General features: G+C 69.3%; 20 protein-coding genes. 16 read left to right on the forward strand and 4 right to left on the reverse strand.

What is annotated here, in order from left to right:
* Window positions 1-228: 228 nt before the first annotated feature.
* The 8 genes from mqo (at window position 229) to FR943_RS12025 (ending at window position 10,821) form a co-directional block, all read left to right on the forward strand.
* The gene (gene mqo, locus FR943_RS11990; protein WP_246585001.1) at window positions 229-1,668 is read left to right on the forward strand and encodes a malate dehydrogenase (quinone); all 1,440 of its coding nucleotides are present in this window, start codon (window positions 229-231) and stop codon (window positions 1,666-1,668) included.
* 13 nt (window positions 1,669-1,681) lie between these two features.
* Complete coding sequence (locus FR943_RS11995) at window positions 1,682-2,155, forward strand: GNAT family N-acetyltransferase (RefSeq protein WP_217157248.1); 474 nt, start codon at window positions 1,682-1,684, stop codon at window positions 2,153-2,155.
* Window positions 2,155-4,026, forward strand: coding sequence for a magnesium chelatase subunit D family protein (locus FR943_RS12000; protein ID WP_217157250.1), 1,872 nt, complete (start codon window positions 2,155-2,157; stop codon window positions 4,024-4,026). Before FR943_RS11995 ends, FR943_RS12000 begins: the two co-directional genes overlap by 1 nt.
* A gap of 17 nt (window positions 4,027-4,043) precedes the next feature.
* A complete protein-coding gene (gene cobO, locus FR943_RS12005) occupies window positions 4,044-4,658 on the forward strand; it encodes a cob(I)yrinic acid a,c-diamide adenosyltransferase (RefSeq protein ID WP_217157252.1) in 615 nt (204 codons plus the stop codon).
* 28 nt (window positions 4,659-4,686) lie between these two features.
* Window positions 4,687-6,069, forward strand: a complete 1,383-nt coding sequence (locus tag FR943_RS12010) for a cobyrinic acid a,c-diamide synthase CobB (RefSeq protein ID WP_217157254.1) — start codon at window positions 4,687-4,689, stop codon at window positions 6,067-6,069.
* 23 nt (window positions 6,070-6,092) lie between these two features.
* Complete coding sequence (gene cobA / locus FR943_RS12015) at window positions 6,093-7,313, forward strand: uroporphyrinogen-III C-methyltransferase (RefSeq protein ID WP_217158183.1); 1,221 nt, start codon at window positions 6,093-6,095, stop codon at window positions 7,311-7,313.
* Between the two features lie 33 nt (window positions 7,314-7,346).
* Entirely contained in the window at window positions 7,347-8,870 is a 1,524-nt protein-coding gene (locus tag FR943_RS12020; RefSeq protein ID WP_217157256.1) for an MFS transporter, read from the forward strand.
* 202 nt (window positions 8,871-9,072) lie between these two features.
* Window positions 9,073-10,821, forward strand: coding sequence for a proline--tRNA ligase (locus FR943_RS12025; protein ID WP_217157258.1), 1,749 nt, complete (start codon window positions 9,073-9,075; stop codon window positions 10,819-10,821).
* A gap of 101 nt (window positions 10,822-10,922) precedes the next feature.
* Here FR943_RS12025 and FR943_RS12030 read toward each other — a convergent pair whose 3' ends face one another.
* Both FR943_RS12030 and FR943_RS12035 read right to left on the reverse strand, forming a co-directional pair.
* A complete protein-coding gene (locus tag FR943_RS12030; protein ID WP_217157265.1) occupies window positions 10,923-11,402 on the reverse strand; it encodes a ferritin-like domain-containing protein in 480 nt (159 codons plus the stop codon).
* Window positions 11,399-11,914, reverse strand: a complete 516-nt coding sequence (locus FR943_RS12035; protein WP_217157267.1) for a hypothetical protein — start codon at window positions 11,912-11,914, stop codon at window positions 11,399-11,401. Before FR943_RS12035 ends, FR943_RS12030 begins: the two co-directional genes overlap by 4 nt.
* Window positions 11,915-12,122: 208 nt before the next feature.
* Between FR943_RS12035 and rimP the strand changes: the two genes are divergently transcribed.
* Together rimP and nusA are read left to right on the forward strand one after the other, a co-directional pair.
* A complete protein-coding gene (gene rimP / locus FR943_RS12040) occupies window positions 12,123-12,668 on the forward strand; it encodes a ribosome maturation factor RimP (RefSeq protein ID WP_217157269.1) in 546 nt (181 codons plus the stop codon).
* The gene (nusA, locus tag FR943_RS12045; protein WP_217157270.1) at window positions 12,665-13,684 is read left to right on the forward strand and encodes a transcription termination factor NusA; all 1,020 of its coding nucleotides are present in this window, start codon (window positions 12,665-12,667) and stop codon (window positions 13,682-13,684) included. Before rimP ends, nusA begins: the two co-directional genes overlap by 4 nt.
* On the opposite strand, the gene FR943_RS26655 is transcribed toward nusA, so the two are convergent.
* A complete protein-coding gene (locus FR943_RS26655) occupies window positions 13,665-13,925 on the reverse strand; it encodes an MmpS family transport accessory protein (protein WP_217158184.1) in 261 nt (86 codons plus the stop codon). The genes nusA and FR943_RS26655 overlap by 20 nt on opposite strands.
* 93 nt (window positions 13,926-14,018) lie before the next feature.
* Here FR943_RS26655 and FR943_RS26920 point away from each other — a divergent pair, with 93 nt between their 5' ends.
* The 6 genes from FR943_RS26920 (at window position 14,019) to FR943_RS12075 (ending at window position 20,464) form a co-directional block, all read left to right on the forward strand.
* Window positions 14,019-14,189 carry a DUF8730 family Cys-rich protein gene (locus tag FR943_RS26920; RefSeq protein WP_504970600.1) on the forward strand — a complete coding sequence of 57 codons (171 nt, stop codon included), beginning with the start codon at window positions 14,019-14,021 and terminating at the stop codon, window positions 14,187-14,189.
* A gap of 298 nt (window positions 14,190-14,487) precedes the next feature.
* Complete coding sequence (locus FR943_RS12055; protein WP_372448136.1) at window positions 14,488-14,733, forward strand: YlxR family protein; 246 nt, start codon at window positions 14,488-14,490, stop codon at window positions 14,731-14,733.
* Between the two features lie 79 nt (window positions 14,734-14,812).
* A complete protein-coding gene (gene infB, locus FR943_RS12060) occupies window positions 14,813-17,596 on the forward strand; it encodes a translation initiation factor IF-2 (protein WP_217157275.1) in 2,784 nt (927 codons plus the stop codon).
* Window positions 17,597-17,599: 3 nt separating this feature from the next.
* Window positions 17,600-18,103, forward strand: coding sequence for a 30S ribosome-binding factor RbfA (gene rbfA / locus FR943_RS12065; RefSeq protein ID WP_217157277.1), 504 nt, complete (start codon window positions 17,600-17,602; stop codon window positions 18,101-18,103).
* Window positions 18,096-19,100 (forward strand): DHH family phosphoesterase, encoded by a 1,005-nt coding sequence (locus FR943_RS12070; protein ID WP_217157280.1) that lies wholly within the window; start codon window positions 18,096-18,098, stop codon window positions 19,098-19,100. The genes rbfA and FR943_RS12070 overlap by 8 nt, the downstream gene beginning before the upstream one ends.
* Window positions 19,101-19,129: 29 nt before the next feature.
* On the forward strand, window positions 19,130-20,464 hold the full coding sequence (locus tag FR943_RS12075; protein WP_217157282.1) for an MATE family efflux transporter: 1,335 nt from the start codon (window positions 19,130-19,132) through the stop codon (window positions 20,462-20,464).
* A gap of 110 nt (window positions 20,465-20,574) precedes the next feature.
* Here FR943_RS12075 and FR943_RS12080 read toward each other — a convergent pair whose 3' ends face one another.
* Window positions 20,575-21,330 (reverse strand): enoyl-CoA hydratase, encoded by a 756-nt coding sequence (locus FR943_RS12080; protein ID WP_217157284.1) that lies wholly within the window; start codon window positions 21,328-21,330, stop codon window positions 20,575-20,577.
* Between the last annotated feature and the right edge of the window lie 21 nt (window positions 21,331-21,351).

Consider the following 21,351-nt stretch of genomic DNA (forward strand, 5'->3'; position numbering starts at 1 on the left):
ACCTGCGGAGGGCGCCGGGGGACGTGATTCCGGCCACACGCGGGGCGCGGGTGACGGACAGCACTACCATGCGCGGCCAACCGGGATTCCCCGCGCGATAACCTGGGAGTAACAGAAAGCCGTCAACGTCGACGGGCCGCGCAATACAAAGGACGAGCGATCAGGGTGTCTGAGGCAAACGTGGGTACGACCGTGAAGACCGACGTCGTGCTGGTCGGGGCCGGCATCATGAGTGCGACTCTCGGTGCCCTGATCCGGCTGCTGGAACCGGACTGGTCCATCACCATGATCGAGCGGCTCGACGGCGCCGCCGCGGAGAGCAGCGATCCGTGGAACAACGCCGGTACCGGGCACTCGGCCCTGTGCGAGCTCAACTACACGCCCGAACGCTCCGATGGCTCCATCGACATCACCAAGGCCATCAACGTCAACGAGCAGTTCCAGGTGTCACGGCAGTTCTGGGCCTACGCCGCCGAGAACGGTGTGCTGCCCGACGTGCGCGGCTTCCTCAACCCGATCCCGCACGTCAGTTTCGTGCACGGGGCCGGCAACGTCGACTACCTCAAGCGTCGCTACGAGGCACTGGTGGGCAACCCCCTGTTCGCCTCGATGGAGTTCATCGACGACAAGGACGAATTCTCCCGCCGGCTGCCGTTCATGGCCGCCAAACGTGATTTCTCCGACCCGGTCGCGCTGAACTGGTCACAGAACGGCACGGACGTCGACTTCGGTGCGCTGTCGCGCCAGCTGATCGGGTTCACCGCCCAGCGTGGCATGGACACCTGGTTCGGTCACGAGGTGCGCAATCTGCGTAAGGAATCCGACGGCAGCTGGACGCTGAAGGTCACCAACCGCCGCACCGGCCTCAAGCGCAAGGTCAACGCCAAGTTCGTGTTCGTCGGCGCGGGTGGCGGCGCCCTGCCGCTGCTGCAGCGTTCGGGTATCCCGGAGGCCAAGGGCTTCGGCGGCTTCCCGGTCGGTGGCGCATTCCTGCGGACCAACAACCAGAAGCTCACTGCCGGTCATCAGGCCAAGGTGTACGGGCTGCCGCCGCTGGGTGCCCCGCCGATGTCGGTGCCGCACCTGGACACTCGCGTGATCAACGGCAAGTCCTGGCTGTTGTTCGGGCCGTTCGCCGGCTGGTCACCCAAGTTCCTCAAGCAGGGGAAGGTCACCGATCTGCCGTTCTCGGTGAAGCCCAACAACATCATGTCGATGCTCGGTGTCGGGCTCACCGAAATGGGGCTGGTCAATTACCTCGTCGGCCAGTTGCTGCTCAGTGAGTCGGCGCGGGTGGACACCCTGCGCGAATTCGCGCCCAGCGCAGTCGATTCCGACTGGGAACTGGACATCGCCGGTCAGCGTGTGCAGGTGATCCGGCGGAACGGCGCGGGTGGGGTGCTGGAATTCGGTACCACCGTGCTCGCCGCTGCCGACGGCAGCATCGCCGGTCTGCTCGGCGCCTCACCCGGGGCGTCCACCGCGGTGCCGGCCATGCTGGACGTGCTGGAGCGCTGCTTTGCCGATCGCTACCAGAGTTGGCTGCCCAAGCTCAAGGAGATGGTGCCGTCGCTCGGCACCAAGCTGTCTGACGAACCCGGCCTGTTCGAGGAGGTCTGGGCGTGGGGCAGCAAGGCCCTGCTACTGGACGAGCCTGCGACCGTGTGACAGGGTCGGGCGGATGACGGTCGCACTACGCCGCAGCTGGGCCAAAGACCTCGACGTTCCAACTCTTTACGAACTGCTCAAGCTCCGCATCGAGGTGTTCGTCGTGGAGCAGGCCACCCCCTACCCGGAGCTCGATGGCCGGGATCTGCTCGCCGAGACCCGCCACTTCTGGCTGGAAGGCCCGGATGGAGAAGTGATTTCGACGTTGCGGCTCATGGAGGAACATCCGGGCGGGGAGAAGTCGTTCCGGATAGGCCGGGTCTGCACCAAACGCAGCGACCGCGGCAAAGGACACACCACCCGGCTGATGCAGGCGGCGCTGGCCGAGGTCGGCGACTGCCCGTGTCACATCAATGCCCAGATCTATCTGGTCGACATGTACAGCCGGCACGGATTCGTGCGTGACGGTGACGAATTCCTCGACGACGGAATCCCGCACGTGCCGATGGTGCGCCCCGGAGTCGATGTGACGCGAGAGCGAGTCTGATGACGGTGGAGAGCCACACCTATCCGTTCAGTGCACTGGTGGGCCAGGACCGGCTGCGGCTGGCCCTGCTGCTGTGCGCGGTGCACCCCGAGATCGGCGGCGTGCTGATCCGCGGGGAGAAGGGGACGGCGAAGTCCACGGCGGTGCGCGGTCTGGCGGCGGTGCTGTCGGCGGTGGACGACGATGCCCGTCTGGTGGAACTGCCGATCGGCGCGACCGAGGACCGGGTGGTGGGCTCCCTGGACCTGCAGAAGGTGCTGCGCGATGGCGAGCACGCCTTCTCGCCCGGCCTGCTGGCCCGGGCGCACGGCGGAGTGCTCTATGTCGACGAGGTCAACCTGCTGCACGACCACCTGGTGGACGTCCTGCTCGACGCCGCCGCGATGGGCCGGGTTCACGTTGAGCGCGAAGGTATTTCGCATTCGCACGAGTCGCGGTTCGTCCTGATCGGCACCATGAACCCGGAGGAAGGTGAGCTGCGCCCGCAGCTGCTCGACCGGTTCGGCCTGACCGTGGATGTCGCCGCCTCCCGTGATGTGGACGTTCGCGTCGAGGTGATCCGGGCCAGGATGGCCTACGAAGCCGACCCGCAGGGCTTCACCGAACGGCACGCGGCCGCCGACGCCGAGTTGGCCGAGCGGATCGCCGCGGCCCGTGCCACGCTGGGCTCAGTGGTGCTGCCGGACAGTGAATTGCGCCGCATCGCCGCCCTGTGCGCGGCCTTCGACGTCGACGGTATGCGGGCCGATCTGGTGGTGGCGCGCACCGCCGTCGCGCACGCCGCCTGGCGGGGTGCGGGCACAGTCGGCGAGGAGGACATCCGGGTGGCCGCCGAACTCGCGCTGCCGCACCGGCGTCGTCGTGATCCGTTCGACGATCCCGGCCTGGATCCCGAACGGCTGGAAGAGGCCATGCAGCAGGCGGGGGAGTCTGCGGCAGCTTCCGATGCCGAGCCCTCGGGGCCCGATCCAGAATTCGACCCCGATTTCGACCCACCCGGTGGCGGCGCTGAGGCTGGCACGGAAGACCAACCGGCGCAGGGTAATTCGAAGCCGTCGGCGACGCGGCCGAGCGCACCGCCGTCGGCGGTGTTCCGCACCAGGGCGCTGGTGGTACCCGGTGTCGGCGAAGGTGCCCCCGGTCGGCGGTCGCGAGCACGCAACCGCACCGGCACCCCGATCGCCGCGACCGCCGACCCCGCCGACGGGCACGGGCTGCACATGTTCGCCACCCTGCTGGCCACCGCGGGCCGGCAACTCGGCGCCGGGCTGCCGCGCCCCCGCCCTGAGGATGTGCGCCGCGCGGTACGCGAAGGTCGCGAAGGGAACCTGGTGATCTTCGTCGTCGACGCCTCGGGGTCGATGGCCGCCCGCGATCGGATGTCGGCCGTCACCGGTGCCACGCTGTCGCTGCTGCGGGATGCCTACCAGCGACGGGACAAGGTCGCGGTGATCACGTTCCGGCAGCACGACGCCCAGGTGCTGCTGCCGCCCACCACGTCGGTGCACATCGCCGGGCGTCGGTTGGCCCGGTTCGACACCGGAGGCAAGACGCCGCTGGCACAAGGACTGCTGGCGGCCCGGGATCTGGTGATCCGGGAGAAGGCCCGCGACCGGGCCCGACGCAGCCTGGTGGTGGTGCTCACCGACGGCCGGGCTACCGGCGGCCCGGATCCACTGGGCCGTACCCGCCGAGCCGCGGCCGCGCTCGCCGCCGAGGGCGCCGCCGCCGTGGTGGTCGATTGTGAAACGTCTTATGTGCGACTGGGATTGGCCGGCCAACTGGCAGAGCAGTTGGGATCGCCTGCAGTGCGGCTGGAGCATTTGCGCGCGGCCGAGCTGACCAAGCTGGTCCATCGGACCGCCGCCTAGACCGAAAGGACCGGCCCATGCCCCAGGGACAGCCCCTGACCGTCCCCGACGACGGCCTGACTACCAGAGCTCGGCGCAACGCGCCCCTGCTGGCGGTACACACCGGCCCCGGGAAGGGCAAGTCCACCGCAGCCTTCGGGATGGCGCTGCGCGCCTGGAATCAGGGGTTCTCGGTCGCGGTGTTCCAGTTCGTCAAGAGCGCGAAGTGGAAGGTCGGGGAGGAGGCCGTGTTCGGTCAACTCGGCCGGTTGCACGACGAGCACGGCACCGGTGGGCCGGTCGAATGGCACAAGATGGGCTCGGGCTGGTCCTGGACGCGCAAACACGGCAGCGACGTCGACCACGCTGCGGCCGCCGCCGATGGCTGGGCGGAGATCAAACGCCGGTTGGCCGAGGAGCGCCACAACTTCTACGTGCTCGACGAGTTCACCTATCCACTGAAGTGGGGCTGGATCGCTGTCGACGAAGTCGTCGAGGTTCTCCGCGCGCGCCCGGGCACCCAACATGTGGTGATCACCGGCCGCGATGCGCCGCAGGCCCTGATCGATGCGGCGGACCTGGTGACCGAGATGACCAAGATCAAGCATCCGATGGACGCCGGGCGCAAGGGTCAGAAGGGCATCGAGTGGTGAGTGGGGTGACCCTTCCCCGCAGGAAGACATGACCACCGGCACCACCCCGGCGGTGGTGATCGCGGCCCCCGCCTCGGGCAGCGGGAAAACCACCGTGGCCACCGGACTCCTCGGCGCCCTGCGCCAGGCCGGCCACATCCCGGCGCCGTTCAAGGTGGGCCCGGACTTCATCGACCCCGGCTACCACGCCCTGGCCGCCGGTCGCCCCGGCCGCAACCTGGACCCGGTGCTGGTGGGTGAGGACCTGATCGGGCCGCTCTACCGGCACGGCGCGACCGGCGCCGACATCGCGGTGGTCGAGGGTGTGATGGGCCTGTTCGACGGCCGCATCGAGGGCCAGATGACCGGGGTCCCGCGCGGCTCGGCCGCGCAGGTCGCGGGTCTACTGGGGGCGCCGGTGGTGCTCGTGGTCGACGCTCGCGGGCAGAGCCACAGCATCGCGGCCCTGATCCACGGCTTTGCCACCTTCGACCCGTCGGTGCGGATCGCCGGGGTGATCCTGAACCGGGTCGGCTCCGACCGGCACGAGGCGGTGCTGCGCCAGGCCTGTGAGCACGCCGGGGTGGCGGTGCTCGGTGCGATCCCGCGCGCCGACGAATTGACGGTCCCCTCAAGGCATCTCGGGCTCATCACGGCAGTCGAGCACGGTCGTCGGGCCCGTGACGCGGTCACCGCGATGACCGCTCTGGTGACCCGTCACGTCGATGTGGCAGCCGTGGCCGCCGGCGCCGCCGCACATGTCACCGCCGAGGCGTGGAGCCCGGCGGCCGAGTCGGTGACCGAGTCGGTGACCGATGTCACGGTCGCGCTCGCGGCAGGCAAGGCCTTCAGCTTCGGCTACGCCGAGCACGCCGAACTGCTGCGCGGCGCCGGGGCCCGGGTGGCCGAATTCGACCCGCTGGTCGACCCGCTGCCCGACGGTGCGGACGCGCTGGTGGTGCCCGGCGGGTTCCCCGAGCAGTTCACCGCTGACCTGTCGGCCAACGACCTTGTCCGCCAGCAGATCAGGGACCTGGCCGGCCGCGGGGCGCCGGTACACGCCGAATGTGCCGGGCTGACCTACCTCGTCGACGACCTCGACGGGGTTCCGATGTGCGGCGTGCTGGCCGGCTCGGCGCGCTTCACCGAACGTCTCACGCTGGGCTATCGCGACGCGGTCGCCGTCGTGGACTCCTGCCTGCATGCCGCAGGCGACCGCGTCACCGGACACGAATTCCACCGAACTGCAGTGGAATTCACCGAAGTCCCGGCGCCGGCCTGGGCGTTCGGCGGCCCGGCGGGACAACCCCGACACGACGGTGCGGTGCAGGCCGGTGTGCATGCCGGATACCTGCACACCCACCCCGCGGCGCACCCGGAGGCCATCACCCGCTTCGTGACGACCGCAGCAACCACTAAGCTCGGCGGGTGACCACCGCGCACGCGAGGAGCAATGTGACCTCCGAGAATGCCTACCTCGTCGGCCTGCGCCTGTCGGGCAAGAAGGTCGTCGTCGTCGGCGGCGGAACCGTCGCCCAGCGCCGACTGCCCCTGCTGATCGCGCACGGTGCCGACGTCCATGTGATCGCCCGCGCGGCGAGCCCCGCGGTGGAGGCGCTGTCGCACGACGAGCCGGGGATCACGCTGCAGTTGCGCGACTTCCGGCCCGGGGACCTCGACGGTGCCTGGTACGTGCTCGCGGCCACCGACGATTCCGATGTCAACGCCGCCATCGCCGCCGAAGCCGACGAACGTCGTATCTTCTGTGTGCGGGCCGACGTGGCACGCGAAGGATCCGCGGTGACCCCGGCGACGTTCGACTACGACGGACTGTCGGTGGGCGTGCTGGCCGGCGGCGAGCACCGCCGCTCGGCCGCCATCCGCACCGCCATCCACGAAGCCCTGCAGCGTGGTCTGCTGACCGCCGACGCCGGCGCGGAGCTGGGGGAGGCGCCGATGGGAGTGGCGCTCGTCGGCGGCGGCCCCGGCGACCCCGAACTGATCACCGTGCGCGGACGCCGGCTGCTGGCCCACGCCGACGTGGTGGTCGCCGACCGGCTGGCCCCCCAGGAACTGCTCGCCGAACTCGGGCCGCACGTCGAGGTGATCGACGCGGCAAAGATCCCCTACGGCCGGGCGATGGCGCAGGAGGCCATCAACCAGGTGCTGATCGACCGGGTCCGGGCCGGAAAGTTCGTCGTCCGGCTCAAGGGCGGCGATCCGTTCGTCTTCGCCCGGGGCTACGAAGAGGTGCTGGCATGCACCGAGGCCGGCGTCCCGGTCACCGTCGTGCCCGGTGTGACAAGCGCCATATCGGTACCCGCGCTGGCCGGCGTCCCGGTCACGCATCGCGGCATGACCCATGAGTTCGTGGTGGTCAGCGGCCATGTTGCGCCCGGGCATCCCGAATCGTTAGTGAATTGGGATGCGTTGGCAGCGCTGACCGGCACCATCGTGCTGCTGATGGCCGTCGAACGGATCGAGCTGTTCACCAAAGCCCTGCTGGATGGCGGGCGACCTGCGGATACACCGGTTCTGGTGGTGCAGCACGGCACCACCGTCGCCCAACGCACCCTGCGGGCCACCCTGGCTGACGCGCCCGAGCGGATCCGTGCCGAAGGCATTCGACCTCCGGCGATCATCGTGATCGGGTCCGTGGCCGCCTTCGCCGGTTAAAGGATTCTTAAGATTCCGGTAAGGTGGCGCCCTATGACGGCACTCAACGACGCCGAGCGCCAGGGCCTCGCTGCCCGCCTCCCGTCCTGGTTCCCGTCCTGGGGCTTCCTTTCCGCGGTGATCGCAATCGGTGGCATGCAGCTGCTGGCCACCATGGACAGCACAGTCGCGATCGTCGCGCTGCCGCGGATCCAGGACGAACTGGGCCTGTCCGACGCCGGACGTAGCTGGGTCATCACCGCCTACGTCCTGACCTTCGGCGGCCTGATGCTGCTCGGCGGACGCCTCGGCGACACCATCGGTCGCAAACGCACCTTCATCGTCGGCGTCGCGTTGTTCACGATCGCCTCGATCCTGTGCGGTATCGCCTGGAACGAGACCACCATGGTGACCGCGCGGCTGCTGCAGGGTGTCGGCGCGGCGATCGCCTCGCCCACGGGGCTCGCACTCGTCGCCACGACCTTCCCGAAGGGCCCCGCACGCAACGCTGCCACCGCGGTGTTCGGTGCCATGACCGCGATCGGTTCGGTGATGGGTCTGGTGGTCGGCGGCGCGCTGACCGAGGTGTCCTGGCGGCTGGCGTTTTTGGTCAACGTGCCGATCGGCCTGGTGATGCTGTATTTGGCCCGCACCGCACTGCGCGAGACCAACCGCGAACGCATGAAGCTCGACGCTGCCGGTGCGCTGCTGGCCACGATGGCCTGTACGGCCGCGGTGTTCGCCTTCACCCAGGGCCCCGAAAGCGGATGGCTTTCCCCGATCACGTTGGGTTCCGGTGCTGCCGCGGCCGTCTGCGGTCTGTTCTTCCTGATCGCCGAACGCAGCGCCGAGAACCCTGTGGTGCCGTTCGACCTGTTCCACGAACGCAACCGGGTCGCCACGTTCGCCGCGATCTTTCTGGCCGGCGGCGTGCTGTTCACCCTGACCGTGCTGATCGGCCTCTATGTGCAGGACATCCTCGGCTACAGCGCCCTGCACGCCGGTGTCGGCTTCATCCCCTTCGTGATCGGCATGGGCATCGGTCTGGGCGCCTCGTCACAGGTCGTGCGGTTCTTCCAGCCGCGGATTGTGGTGATCGCCGGTGGTGTCCTGGTGCTCGGCGCGATGCTCTACGGCTCGACCTTGCACGCCGGCATCCCGTACTTCCCGAACCTGGTGGTGCCCATCACCGTCGGCGGTATCGGTATCGGCATGATCGTGGTGCCACTGACCCTCTCGGCGATCGCCGGCGTCGGCTTCGACCGCATCGGTCCGGCCTCTGCCATCGCGCTGATGCTGCAGAACCTCGGTGGTCCGCTGGTGCTGGCCATCATCCAGGCCGTGATCACCTCGCGCACGCTGTATCTGGGCGGGACCACCGGTCCGGTCAAGGACATGAACGGGCCGCAACTGGCGGCGCTCGACGCGGGCTACACCTACGGGTTGCTGTGGGTGGCGGCGGTGGCCGTCCTGGTCGGCGGTGCGGCGCTGTTCATCGGTTACACCTCCGAACAAGTGGCGCACGCCCAAGAGGTCAAGGACGCCATCGACGCCGGCGAGATCGAGCTCGACCAGTAGCCTGGTGGCCGACCTGACCCGACCCGCCAACAGATTTCGGACAGCGTCGGTCCGGCGGGCTGGTCCTCGGCGCCATATACACCGAAGTTCTGGTGCCGTCGATGGCCGCTGCCGCTCATGCGGTCGATGTCGCAGGGGCCGACGCCGAGTGCAACGAGGCCTGCATCTGCACGTGGCAGGGCCGCGACTAGGCTGACCCGCTGTGATCACCCGTATGTCCGAGCTGTTCCTGCGAACCCTGCGCGACGACCCCGCCGATGCCGAAGTGCCCAGCCACAAGCTGCTGATCCGGGCCGGCTATGTCCGTCCCGTCGGCCCCGGCATCTACAGCTGGCTGCCGTTGGGGCTGCGGGTGCTGCGCCGTATCGAACAGGTCGTGCGGGACGAGATGAACGCGATCGGCGGTCAGGAGATCCTGCTGCCCGCGCTGCTGCCGCGCGCGCCGTACGAAACCACCAACCGCTGGGACGAATACGGCGAGACCCTGTTCCGGCTGAAGGACCGGCGGAACAACGACTACCTGCTCGGGCCCACACACGAGGAGATCTTCACGCTCACGGTCAAAGGGGAGTACTCCTCCTACAAAGATTTCCCGGTGATCCTGTACCAGGTCCAGACCAAATACCGCGACGAGGCCCGGCCGCGGGCGGGCATCCTGCGCGGGCGCGAGTTCGTGATGAAGGATTCCTACTCCTTCGACGTCGACGACGACGGCCTCAAGACCGCCTACCACGCCCACCGCGACGCCTACCAGAAGATCTTCGACCGGCTCGGGGTGCGCTACGTGATCGTGTCGGCGGTGTCGGGGGCGATGGGTGGCAGCGCGTCCGAGGAGTTTTTGGCCGAAAGCGAGGTCGGCGAGGACACCTTCGTGCGCTGCCTGGAGTCGGGCTACGCGGCCAATGTCGAAGCGGTCGTCACCCGCGCGCCCGAAGAACTGCCCATCGAAGCGCAGCCCGCGGCGCAGGTGTACGACACTCCCGACACCCCGACCATCGCGACCCTGGTGGAGTGGGCCAACTCGGCCGGGCTGGGCCGTGAGATCACCGCGGCGGACACCCTCAAGAACGTGTTGCTCAAGGTTCGTCAGCCCGGCGGCGAGTGGGAACTGCTCGGCGTGGGTGTACCCGGTGACCGCGAGGTCGACGAGAAGCGGCTCGGCGCAGCGTTGGAGCCGGCCGAGTTCGCCCTGCTCGACGATGCCGACTTCGCCAGGAATCCGTTCCTGGTCAAGGGTTATGTGGGGCCCAAGGCGTTGCAGGACAACGGGGTTCGCTATCTGGTCGACCCGCGGGTGGTGACCGGTACGAGCTGGATCACCGGTGCGGATGCGCCCAACAAGCATGTGGTGGGCCTGGTCGCCGGCCGCGATTTCACCCCCGATGGCACCATCGAGGCGGCCGAGGTGCGCGACGGGGACGCTTCACCCGACGGCGCCGGCCCGCTCGTCTCGGCGCGTGGCATCGAGATCGGCCACATCTTCCAGCTGGGCCGCAAGTACGCCGACGCCTTCACCGCCGATGTGCTCGGTGAGGACGGCAAGCCGGTACGGCTGACGATGGGTTCCTACGGCATCGGGGTGTCACGCCTGGTCGCGGTGATCGCTGAACAGCAGCACGACGAGCTCGGGCTGCGCTGGCCGGCCGCCGTCGCACCCTTCGACGTGCACGTGGTGGTGGCCAACAAGGACGAGGCGGCACGCACCGGGGCGACCGAGCTCGTCGCTGCCCTGGACCGGCAGGGCCATGAGGTGCTGTTCGACGATCGCAAGGCCTCGCCCGGGGTGAAGTTCAAGGACGCCGAGCTGCTGGGCATGCCGTGGATCGTCGTGGTCGGGCGCGGGTTCTCCGACGGCGTGGTGGAGCTGCGGAACCGGTTCACCGGCGAGAACCGGGAGATCGCCGTGGACGCTGCGGCGACCGAGATCTCGGCCGCTCTCACCGCCGGCTGATCGCTGCCGACTTCTACGTCAGGGCTGCTCCGGGTCGCGGATGACGGCCCTGACGTGGAAAGCGGCGAGCGTCCGAACCGGTTATCGAGCGCCTGACCTTGCTACTCGCCCCCGCCGGGGAACGGCACCGTCACCGGTGCGACGTTGAGGCCCGCGCGCCAGGTGGCGGCGGTGACGGCGGTCTGAGTCAGCGCCGTCACCGCGAAGCTGCGGTCCTTGTCGCTGGAGGCCTGTTCGAGCACTGCCCGCCAGGCCACCGAGGCGTCCTCCTCCATCCGGATCGCCAGGTTGGCGGCGTCGGTCGGATCGTTCAGCGGCGCAGGCAGTTGATAGCCGGCCGCCGGCAGCGGCGGGGTGACAGAGCGCGCCTCGAGCATCGCGATGGCGGCTTCGCGGCGGGCCCGGTGTTCGGCCATCGCGGTGGCCACCAGGGCGTTGTCCTCGGGCGTGGAATGCGCCGACACCAGCCCGTAGCCGTAGATGGCACCGTGTTCGACGGCCACGGCGTCGAACAGCGCAGCATCACCGGCCGTGTTCGGACGGGTCGGTGCGGTGGTCGACCGGGGACCTGGTGAGGTCACTGTGCGCCTCCCAACGCGACGGTGTAGGCGGCCGTGCAAGACGCCGCGATGGAGCCGAGCAGGCCGGCGCGATAGCCCGACAACGTGGCGGCCAGCCGGCCGGCGCGCTCGGCGGATTCCTTCAGGGCACCGACCACGTCATCGACCCCGGGGGAGCCGGGATGCGTGCCGGAGTCCGGTGTCGGCGTGGCGGTGGAGGTGGACGTCGCGGTGCTCAGAGGGGCCGCGCCCATCCGGGTCAGCTCGTTGACCAGGGCCTCGGCGTGGGCGTTGCGGTCAGCCGCCACCGCGTTCAACGCACGGTTTGCCGGGGCCCGGCCGGGCTGGGCGGCTGCGGCGGCGGTGGCCAGCGCGGCGTCGGCGCGGGCTCGGTCCAACTGGGCGGTCAGGCCGTCGACTTCGGGCTGCGGGGTCGACGTACCGCACGCGGCGGCGGTCGTGCTCAGCAGGGCCAGGGCCGCGGCCGAGAGCAGTACGCGCCGCCGGCTGATGTCTGCATGGGCGCTCGGCACGTGAACATCCTGCCATTGCCCACACCCCGACCAACGCGGTGCCGACCGGTCGACCGGCGCCGGCGCGTGCAGACATTCGCCACGCACCAAACTTGGATTGGCGGTTGCTGCCCAGGGCCTGGCGTATCGTGGATAGGCGATTCCGGGGCCCGCCGAGGTGGCGGCCCTGGTACTCGTGCCGGAGACAATTCAAGATGAGGAGCTCGCCGTGGCACCGGATCCATCGTTGCGGTCTGCGGATTTGCCGTCGCAGACGCAGCTGATCGAGCTACTTGACGGCGAGTTTGCGCGCGCCGGTTACGAAATCGATGACGTCGTGGTCGACACGTCGACCCGCCCCCACCGCATCACCGTGATCGCCGACGGTGACGAAGGCCTGGATCTCGACTCGTTGGCTGCGCTGTCGCGGACAGCTTCGGACCTGCTCGATCAGCGGATCGCGGGCGAAACGCCGTATGTGCTCGAAGTCACCTCGCCGGGTATCCACCGGCCGCTGACCCAGGCCAAGCATTTTCGCCGTGCCCGTGGGCGAAAAGCCGAGTTGACGATGACCGACGGTTCGGTGTTCACCGGCCGGCTGGGGGAGGTCGACGACGCCGTGGTGAAGGTCGTGGTGCCCGCCGGCCGGGATCTGGCCATCCGTGAGGTTGCCCTGGCAGACATCGCCAAAGCTGTTGTCCAAGTGGAGTTTTCACCTCCGAACCGACGCGAATTGGAGCTGTCGGGACAAACCGGGAAGGGGGCCGGCGAATGAACATCGACATGGCAGCGCTGCACGCCATCGAGGCTGACAAAGGCATCACCGTCGACGTGGTCATCGAGACCATCAAATCGGCACTGCTCACCGCCTATCGGCATACCGAGGGCCACGAGCCCGACGCGTACATCGACATCGATCGCAAGACCGGTGTGGTCAAGGTGATCGCCCGCCAGACCGACGCCGACGGCAACGTCCTGCACGAATGGGATGACACACCTGAAGGTTTCGGCCGCATCGCGGCGACCACGGCCCGGCAGGTGATCCTGCAGCGGTTACGGGATGCGGAGAACGAGAAGACCTACGGCGAGTTCTCGGCCCACGAGGGCGACATCGTCGCCGGGGTGATCCAGCGCGACGCCCGGGCCAACGCCCGCGGCCTGATCGTGGTGCGGATCGGTAGTGAGGCGAAGGGCTCCGAAGGCGTCATTCCCAGCGCCGAGCAGGTGCCGGGGGAGCGGTACGAGCACGGCGACCGGCTGCGCTGCTACGTCGTCGGCGTCACCCGGGGGGCCCGGGAGCCGTTGATCACGCTGTCGCGCACCCACCCCAACCTGGTCCGCAAGCTGTTCTCGCTGGAAGTACCCGAGATCGCCGACGGGTCGGTGGAGATCGTGGCGGTGGCACGGGAGGCCGGCCACCGCTCCAAGATCGCGGTGGCCTCGCGGGTCCCGGGCCTCAACGCCAAGGGGGCGTGCATCGGCCCGATGGGCCAGCGCGTCCGCAACGTGATGAGCGAACTGTCCGGTGAGAAAATCGACATCATCGACTACGACGAGGACCCGGCCCGGTTTGTCGCCAACGCGCTCTCACCGGCCAAGGTGGTGTCGGTGTCGGTGATCGACGAGGCCGCGCGGGCGGCGCGGGTGATCGTTCCCGACTTCCAACTGTCGCTGGCGATCGGCAAGGAGGGGCAGAACGCCCGGCTGGCCGCCCGGTTGACCGGGTGGCGCATCGACATCCGCAGCGACAACGCCGAACCGGCGGAGGCCGCTACCCGGCCGGTGACCTGACGACGGCGACAACCAGACCCACCAGGATCCCAGGATCGGTGGTGGTGACGCGCACCGACCACGGCAGACCCGAAAACCGGGCTTCGTGGGCGGCCGCGTTGTCGTCCAGATAGCTCACGTGGCCGGAAGCGCCCTGGGCGCCGGTGATTTCGTACGTCGCCCGCGTGGTGCCGATCGGCGGCCTGCCCAGTGTCTCGAATTCCGTTTTCAGCTCTGTGGAGACACCTGACTGCCGCGAAATATACTATACCCGGTAGGGTATGTATCAACGTGGCGATGCGCCAGCCCTGCAACGGGACGAACACGGGTGCCGCGCTGATCAGAAGGAGTCAACATGTGTCGAGCGGTGACATGCCGGGTGTGCGGGAAGACAACCTGGTCCGGCTGTGGAATGCACATCGACGCCGTCAAGCGCACGGTGCCGGCCACGCAGTGGTGTGGAGGCCACGCCGCGGAGGCCCCGGCCCGGGGCAAGCGCAGCTGGCTCGGCTTCAAGCGGAAGTGAGTTCGCGGCCCGCTCAAAAACAGTGGGGCGCTGTGCCGGGCCGCTTTGCTCCACCTGCGCGAGCCCGCTGCAGCATCGGCCATCCGCCGGACCGGCCACTCCGATATCCGCCCGGTTCTCGCCGGCTGCGCGACACCCGGACTGCCGCCGCGGTCGGCCGCACTCGAAAAGTGTCGTAAACTATGCCGTGATCCAGCGTGAGACTACGACTGCCGGCCCTCCGGGCGCCGGACCGGTGCGGACCTGCATCGGATGTCGCAGACGAGAGCTGGCCGTCGAACTGCTTCGTGTGGTTGCGGTGGTCAATGGAATCGGCGAATGCGTCCTGACCGTTGACACTGCTCGACATCTGCCGGGGCGGGGTGCCTGGTTGCACCCCGATCCGCAGTGTCTACACGCGTCGCTCCGGCGGCGGGCCTTCGGCCGAGCGCTGCGGATCGCCGGTTCACCGGACACCTCCGCGGTGGTCGAGGCCTTCGAAGCATTCGAAGATCGCGCCGCCACGGCAACAGAACAGGTAGCGAAGAACATGAGCACACCGTGAAGTCCCGATGACCATGCGTCATAGCTAAACCCGAGGCGCGGCGCCTACCACCGCTGTTGCCTCCAGATGAGGAGATGTAGTGGCAGGTAAGGCCCGTGTACACGAGTTGGCAAAGGAACTCGGTGTCACAAGTAAGGAGCTCCTAGCAAAGCTCAAGGAGCAAGGGGAGTTCGTCAAGTCGGCGTCCTCCACCGTGGAGGCGCCGGTTGCGCGCCGACTGCGGGAATCGTTCGGCGCAAAGTCGGGTGCCAAGAAGCCCGAAGACAAACCCCGTCCGCAGGGCAACGGTGCGGCTGCGCCCAAGCCCGGCGCCCCCAGCCCCGCGACGGCGGCCAAGCCAGCCCCGGCAAAGCCGGCTGCCCCGGCGGCTGAAGCCCCGGCTCCGGCTGCTGAAGCCCCGGCACGTCCGGCAGCCCCCAAGCCCGGTGCTCCGCAGCCCCCGGCCGAGCCGAGTGCCCCGGCCGCTGCGGCCACCCCCAGCGCTCCGGAGAAGGCAGCGCCGGCACCGGGAGCCACCCCTGGCCCCCGGCCGACCCCCGGTCCGCGTCCGGGCCCGGCGTCGGGTGCCCCGAAGCCGGCGCCGCGTGCCCCGCGGGTCGGCAACAACCCGTTCTCCACGCAGCAGCCGGTTGAGCGGCCCATTCCCCGTCCGCAGCCCCGGCCCGGTGCGCCGCGCCCCGGCGGCGGCCCCCGTCCGTCGCCCGGCAACATGCCGCCGCGTCCGGCCGGTGCCGGCGCGCCCGGCCGTGGCGGACCGCGCCCCGGTCCGCGTCCGGGCGGTGGACCCCGTCCCGGCGCCGGTCAGGGCGGTCGTCCCGGCGGCGGCGGTGGTGGCAACTACCGCGGCGGCGGTGCCGGTGGCGGTGGCGGTGCCGGTGGAGGCGCGGCCGCTGGAGGCTTCCGGGGTCGCCCCGGTGGCGGCGGTCGTCCGGGACAGCGCGGTGGCGCGGCCGGTGCGTTCGGTCGTCCCGGCGGTGCCCCCAAGCGTGGCCGCAAGTCGAAGCGGGCGAAACGCGCCGAATACGAGAACATGCAGGCCCCGGTCGTCGGCGGGGTGCGGTTGCCGCACGGCAACGGCGAGACCATCCGGCTGGCCCGCGGTGCCTCGCTGAGCGACTTCGCCGACAAGATCAACGCCAACCCGGCCTCGCTGGTGCAGGCGCTGTTCAACCTCGGTGAGATGGTCACCGCGACCCAGTCGGTCGGCGACGACATCCTGGAGCTGCTCGGCGGCGAGATGAACTACAAGGTTCAGGTCGTCTCGCCCGAGGACGAGGACCGTGAGCTGCTGCAGTCCTTCGACCTCACCTACGGCGAGGACGAGGGCGGCGAGGACGACCTCGAGTTCCGCCCGCCGGTCGTCACGGTCATGGGTCACGTCGACCACGGCAAGACCCGACTGCTGGACACCATCCGCAACGCCAGCGTCCGCGAGGGCGAGGCCGGCGGCATCACCCAGCACATCGGCGCCTACCAGGTGGAGGTCGATCTGGACGGCACCGTCCGGCCGATCACCTTCATCGACACCCCCGGTCACGAGGCGTTCACCGCCATGCGTGCCCGCGGTGCGAAGGCCACCGACATCGCGATCCTGGTGGTCGCCGCCGACGACGGCGTCATGCCGCAGACGGTGGAGGCCATCAACCACGCGCAGGCCGCTGACGTGCCGATCGTGGTCGCGGTCAACAAGATCGACAAGGAAGGTGCCGACCCGGCCAAGATCCGGGCGCAGCTCACCGAATACAACCTGGTGGCCGAGGACTATGGCGGCGACACCATGTTCGTCGACATCTCGGCCAAGCAGGGCACCAACATCGAGGCGCTGCTGGAGGCGGTCGTGCTGACCGCCGACGCGGCCCTGGACCTGCGGGCCAACCCCGACATGGAGGCCCAGGGTGTGGCCATCGAGGCGCACCTGGACCGCGGTCGCGGTCCGGTGGCCACGGTGCTCATCCAGCGCGGAACGCTGCGGGTCGGCGACTCGGTGGTGGCCGGCGATGCCTATGGCCGCGTCCGCCGCATGGTCGACGAGCACGGCGACGATGTCGTCGAGGCGCTGCCCTCGCGTCCGGTCCAGGTCATCGGCTTCACGTCGGTGCCCGGTGCCGGTGACAACTTCCTGGTTGTCGACGAGGACCGCATCGCCCGTCAGATCGCCGACCGGCGCAGCGCGCGCAAGCGCAACGCCCTGGCCGCGCGCAGCCGCAAGCGGATCAGCCTGGAAGACCTGGATTCGGCGCTGAAGGAAACCAGCCAGCTGAACCTGATCCTCAAGGGCGACAACGCCGGTACGGTCGAAGCCCTCGAGGAAGCCCTGATGGGCATCCAGATCGACGACGAAGTGGAGCTGCGGGTCATCGACCGCGGTGTCGGTGGCGTCACCGAGACCAACGTCAACCTGGCCTCGGCGTCGGACGCGATCATCATCGGGTTCAACGTCCGTGCCGAGGGCAAGGCGACCGAGCTGGCCAACCGCGAGGGTGTCGAGATCCGGTACTACTCGGTGATCTACCAGGCCATCGACGAGATCGAGGCCGCGCTCAAGGGCATGCTCAAGCCGGTGTACGAGGAGAAGGAGCTCGGCCGCGCCGAGATCCGGGCGATCTTCCGGTCGTCCAAGGTCGGCAACATCGCCGGCTGCCTGGTCACCTCGGGCATCATGCGTCGCAACGCCAAGGCCCGGCTGCTGCGGGACAACACCGTCGTCGCGCAGAACCTCACGGTGTCCTCGCTCAAGCGCGAGAAGGACGACGCCACCGAGGTGCGCGAGGGCTACGAGTGCGGTCTCACGCTGACCTACTCCGACATCAAGGAAGGCGACGTCATCGAGACGTACGAGCTGGTCGAGAAGGTACGGACCTAAGGTATGGCTGATCCGGCACGGGCCAAGCGGCTCGCCAAACGGATCTCCACCATCGTCGCCTCGGCGATCGAGTACGAGATCAAGGATCCCCGCCTGGCGGGGGTCACCATCACCGACGCGAAGGTGTCGGGCGATCTGCACGACGCCACGCTGTACTACACGGTGATGGGGTCATCACTCGAAGTCGAGCCGGACTATGCCGGTGCGGCGGCGGCGCTGGAGAAGGCCAAGGGCGTATTGCGGACCAAGGTGGGCGCCGGGACCGGGGTGCGATTCACCCCGACCCTGGCGTTCGTCCGCGACACCGTGCCCGACGCGGCGCACCGGTTGGAAGAGCTGCTGGCCCGGGCGCGGGCTGCCGACGAGGAAGTGGCGAGAGTTCGGCAGGGCGCCAAGCACGCCGGCGACGAAGACCCGTACCGTGTGAGCGGGGCGGAGGACACGGACGGGTTTGGCGACGGGGCAGACACAGGGGATGCCGGTGACCGCGATCGAACGGATGACTGATACTGCTCATTCCGGGGCAGCCGACGGGCGGCCGTCCGGTCTGCGCGTCGACGCGCGGCAGGCCGCCGATCTTCTCTCGGACGCGGCGAGCATCAGCGTGGTGTGTCACGTCTATCCCGACGCCGACACCATCGGTGCCGGCCTGGCGCTGGCCCAGGTGCTCGACGATGCGGGCAAGCAGGTCCAGGTAGCCTTCGCCGCTCCCGCCGAGTTGCCCGAATCGCTGCAGACACTGCCCGGCGGGCACCTGCTCGTCGCGCCGAACGCCATCCGTGATGACGCGGATCTCGTTGTGACGGTGGATATTCCGGGCGTCAACCGGCTCGGTGCACTGGCTGAGCTGGCCAAGGAGGGGCGTGAGGTACTGGTCATCGACCACCACGCGTCCAACCAGCTGTTCGGTACCGCCAACTACGTCGACCCGACGGCAGATTCCACCACGATGTTGGTGGCCGAGCTCCTCGACGCCTGGGACAAACCGATCGACAAGCGGGTGGCGCACTGCCTGTATGCCGGGCTGACCACCGACACCGGCTCGTTCCGCTGGGCCACGGCCCGGGCGCACCGCCTGGCCGCCCGACTGGTCGAGCTCGGGGTGGACAACGCCTCGATCAGCCGGGCGTTGCTCGACACCCATCCGTTCGCCTGGCTGCCGATGCTGTCGCGGGTGCTGGCCTCGGCCAGGCTGCTGCCCGAAGCGGTGGGCGGCCGCGGGCTGGTGTATGCCGTTGTGCCGCATGACGAATGGTCCAGCGCCCGACCGGAGGAAGTGGAGAGCATCGTCGACATCGTGCGCACCACCCAACAGGCCGAGGTCGCCGCGGTGTTCAAGGAGATCGAGCCGCAACACTGGTCGGTGTCGATGCGGGCGAAGTCCCTCAACCTCGCCACGGTCGCGAGTTCTTTCGGGGGTGGCGGCCACCCGCACGCCGCCGGCTACTCGGCCGCCGGCCCGACCGCCGACGTGGTCCAGGCGCTCGCGCAGGCGCTTGCCTGACTCGGTCAGGGGCATCCTGGGTGGATCCCATGGTTGAGCCGGAAGGCGACATCCCGGTTGTACCGGCCACCACCCGTCGGATCGCCGGCCTGGCCTTCCCGGCCCTGGGAGTGCTCGCCGCCGAACCCATCTATCTGCTGTTCGACATCGCGGTCGTCGGGCGTCTCGGGGCGCTCAGCCTGGCCGGACTGGCCATCGGCGGGCTGATCCTGGGGCTCGTCAATTCCCAGGGCACCTTCCTGTCCTACGGCACCACGGCGCGCTCGGCCCGGTTGTTCGGGGCCGGTGACCGGCCCGCGGCGGTCCGCGAAGGGGTGCAGGCCACCTGGCTGGCGTTCGGCCTGGGGTTGTTGATCATCGCGGTGGTGCAGGCGGGCGCCGCCCCGCTGCTGTCGGTGATCGCCGGACAGCCCGACATCGCCGACGCCGCGCTGCCATGGCTTCGCATCGCCATCCTCGCGGCGCCGGCGATCCTGGTCTCGTTGGCCGGCAACGGCTGGATGCGCGGGGTACAGGACACGGTCCGGCCGCTGCGGTACGTAGTGTTCGGTTTCGCGGTGTCGGCGTTGCTGTGTCCGTTGCTCGTCTATGGCTGGCTGGGGATGCCGCGCATGGAGCTGGCCGGGTCGGCGGTGGCGAATCTGGTGGGTCAATGGGTGGCGGCGTTGCTGTTCTTGCGCGCCCTGCTGAACGAGAAGGTGGCACTGGGGATCCAGCCGGCGGTGCTGCGCGCCCAGCTGACCATGGGGCGCGATCTGCTGGCGCGGTCATTGGCGTTTCAGGCCTGCTTCCTGTCCGCCGGGGCGGTGGCGGCGCGCTTTGGCGCGGCCGCGGTGGCCGCACATCAGGTCGTCCTGCAGGTGTGGAGTTTCCTTGCGCTCGTGCTGGATTCGCTGGCCATCGCCGCGCAGTCACTGGTGGGCGCGGCGCTGGGGGCCGGCCAACTCGGGCATGCCAAGACCGTGGCGTGGCGGGTGACGTTGTTCTCGACGCTGGCCGGTGTGGTGCTGGCCGTGGTGTTCGCGGTGGGTTCCTCGGTGCTGCCGCCGGTGTTCACCGACGACGAATCGGTGTTGGCGGCCATCGGGGTGCCGTGGTGGTTCCTGGTGGCCCAATTGCCGGTGGCCGGCATCGTTTTCGCGTTCGACGGGGTGCTGCTGGGTGCCGGCGACGCCAAGTTCATGCGCAACGCCACCCTGGCCAGCGCGTTGATCGGATTCTTGCCGCTGATCTGGTTGTCCCTGATCTACGGCTGGGGGCTGTTCGGGATCTGGTCGGGGCTGAGCACGTTCATGGTGCTGCGGCTGATCTTCGTCGGCTGGCGGACCTGCTCGGGTCGCTGGCTGGTCGCGGGCACTGGCTGATCTGCACCGCGAGCGCGCATGTTTGCCGCGGCAGGACCTGGTTTGTCACGCTAGCGTGGCGCTCGAGCTCGACCGCCACGCTAGCGTGACAAACCAGAACCCGGGGGGCGTCAGCGCACCTGCGAGCGGCCCCGGTCCATCACCGCGGCCCGATTGGCGGCGATGTCGTCGCCGGTCGCGGTCGCCATCCATTCCCGGGCCGACGCCGCTTCGATCCACAGCCCGGCGTTGGTCTGCGCTTCGTCGATGCGGTGGTAGGAGGCCAGCAGGGCGCGCACGGCGGCCTGGTTGTTGCCGGCGATGGCGGTCGCCACCCGGCGGGCGGTGGGCAGCAGCTCGGCGTGCGGCACCACTTCGGTGACGAGCCCGGCCCGCAGGGCGTCGTCGGCCGAAAGGTAATCGCCGGTCAGGCTCATCCGGCGGGCCAGCCCCACGCCCACCTTCTGCGGCAGTCGCACGCTCAGCCCCCAGGTCGGCAGCAGACCCACCCGGGCGTGCGTGTCGGCGAAGCGGGCCTGCGCGGAGGCGATCAGGATGTCGCAGTACAGCGCCAGTTCCAGGCCCCCGGTGACCGCGGCACCGTTGATGGCGCCGATCACCGGCTTGGTCATGGCCGGCCATTTGGGGGAGATGTCGGGCAAGTCGGTGGTGTCGCCCAGTTCTTTGAGGTCCAGGCCGGCGCAGAACACCGGATCGGCGCCGGTGACGATGACGACGTCGACGTCGTCATCGGCCTGCGCGGTGCGCAGCGCTCCGTAGAATTCGCTGCGCAGCTGCGCCGAGAGTGCATTGCGGGACTGGGGCCGGTTCAGCGTCAGGGTCCGGACTCGGTCCGTGGTGTCCACCAGCAATACAGGATCGGTCATGCGCTCACCGTAACCGGCGGG

The organism is [Mycobacterium] fortunisiensis (genome assembly GCF_019050325.1).
GTDB lineage: Bacteria > Actinomycetota > Actinomycetes > Mycobacteriales > Mycobacteriaceae > Mycobacterium > Mycobacterium fortunisiensis.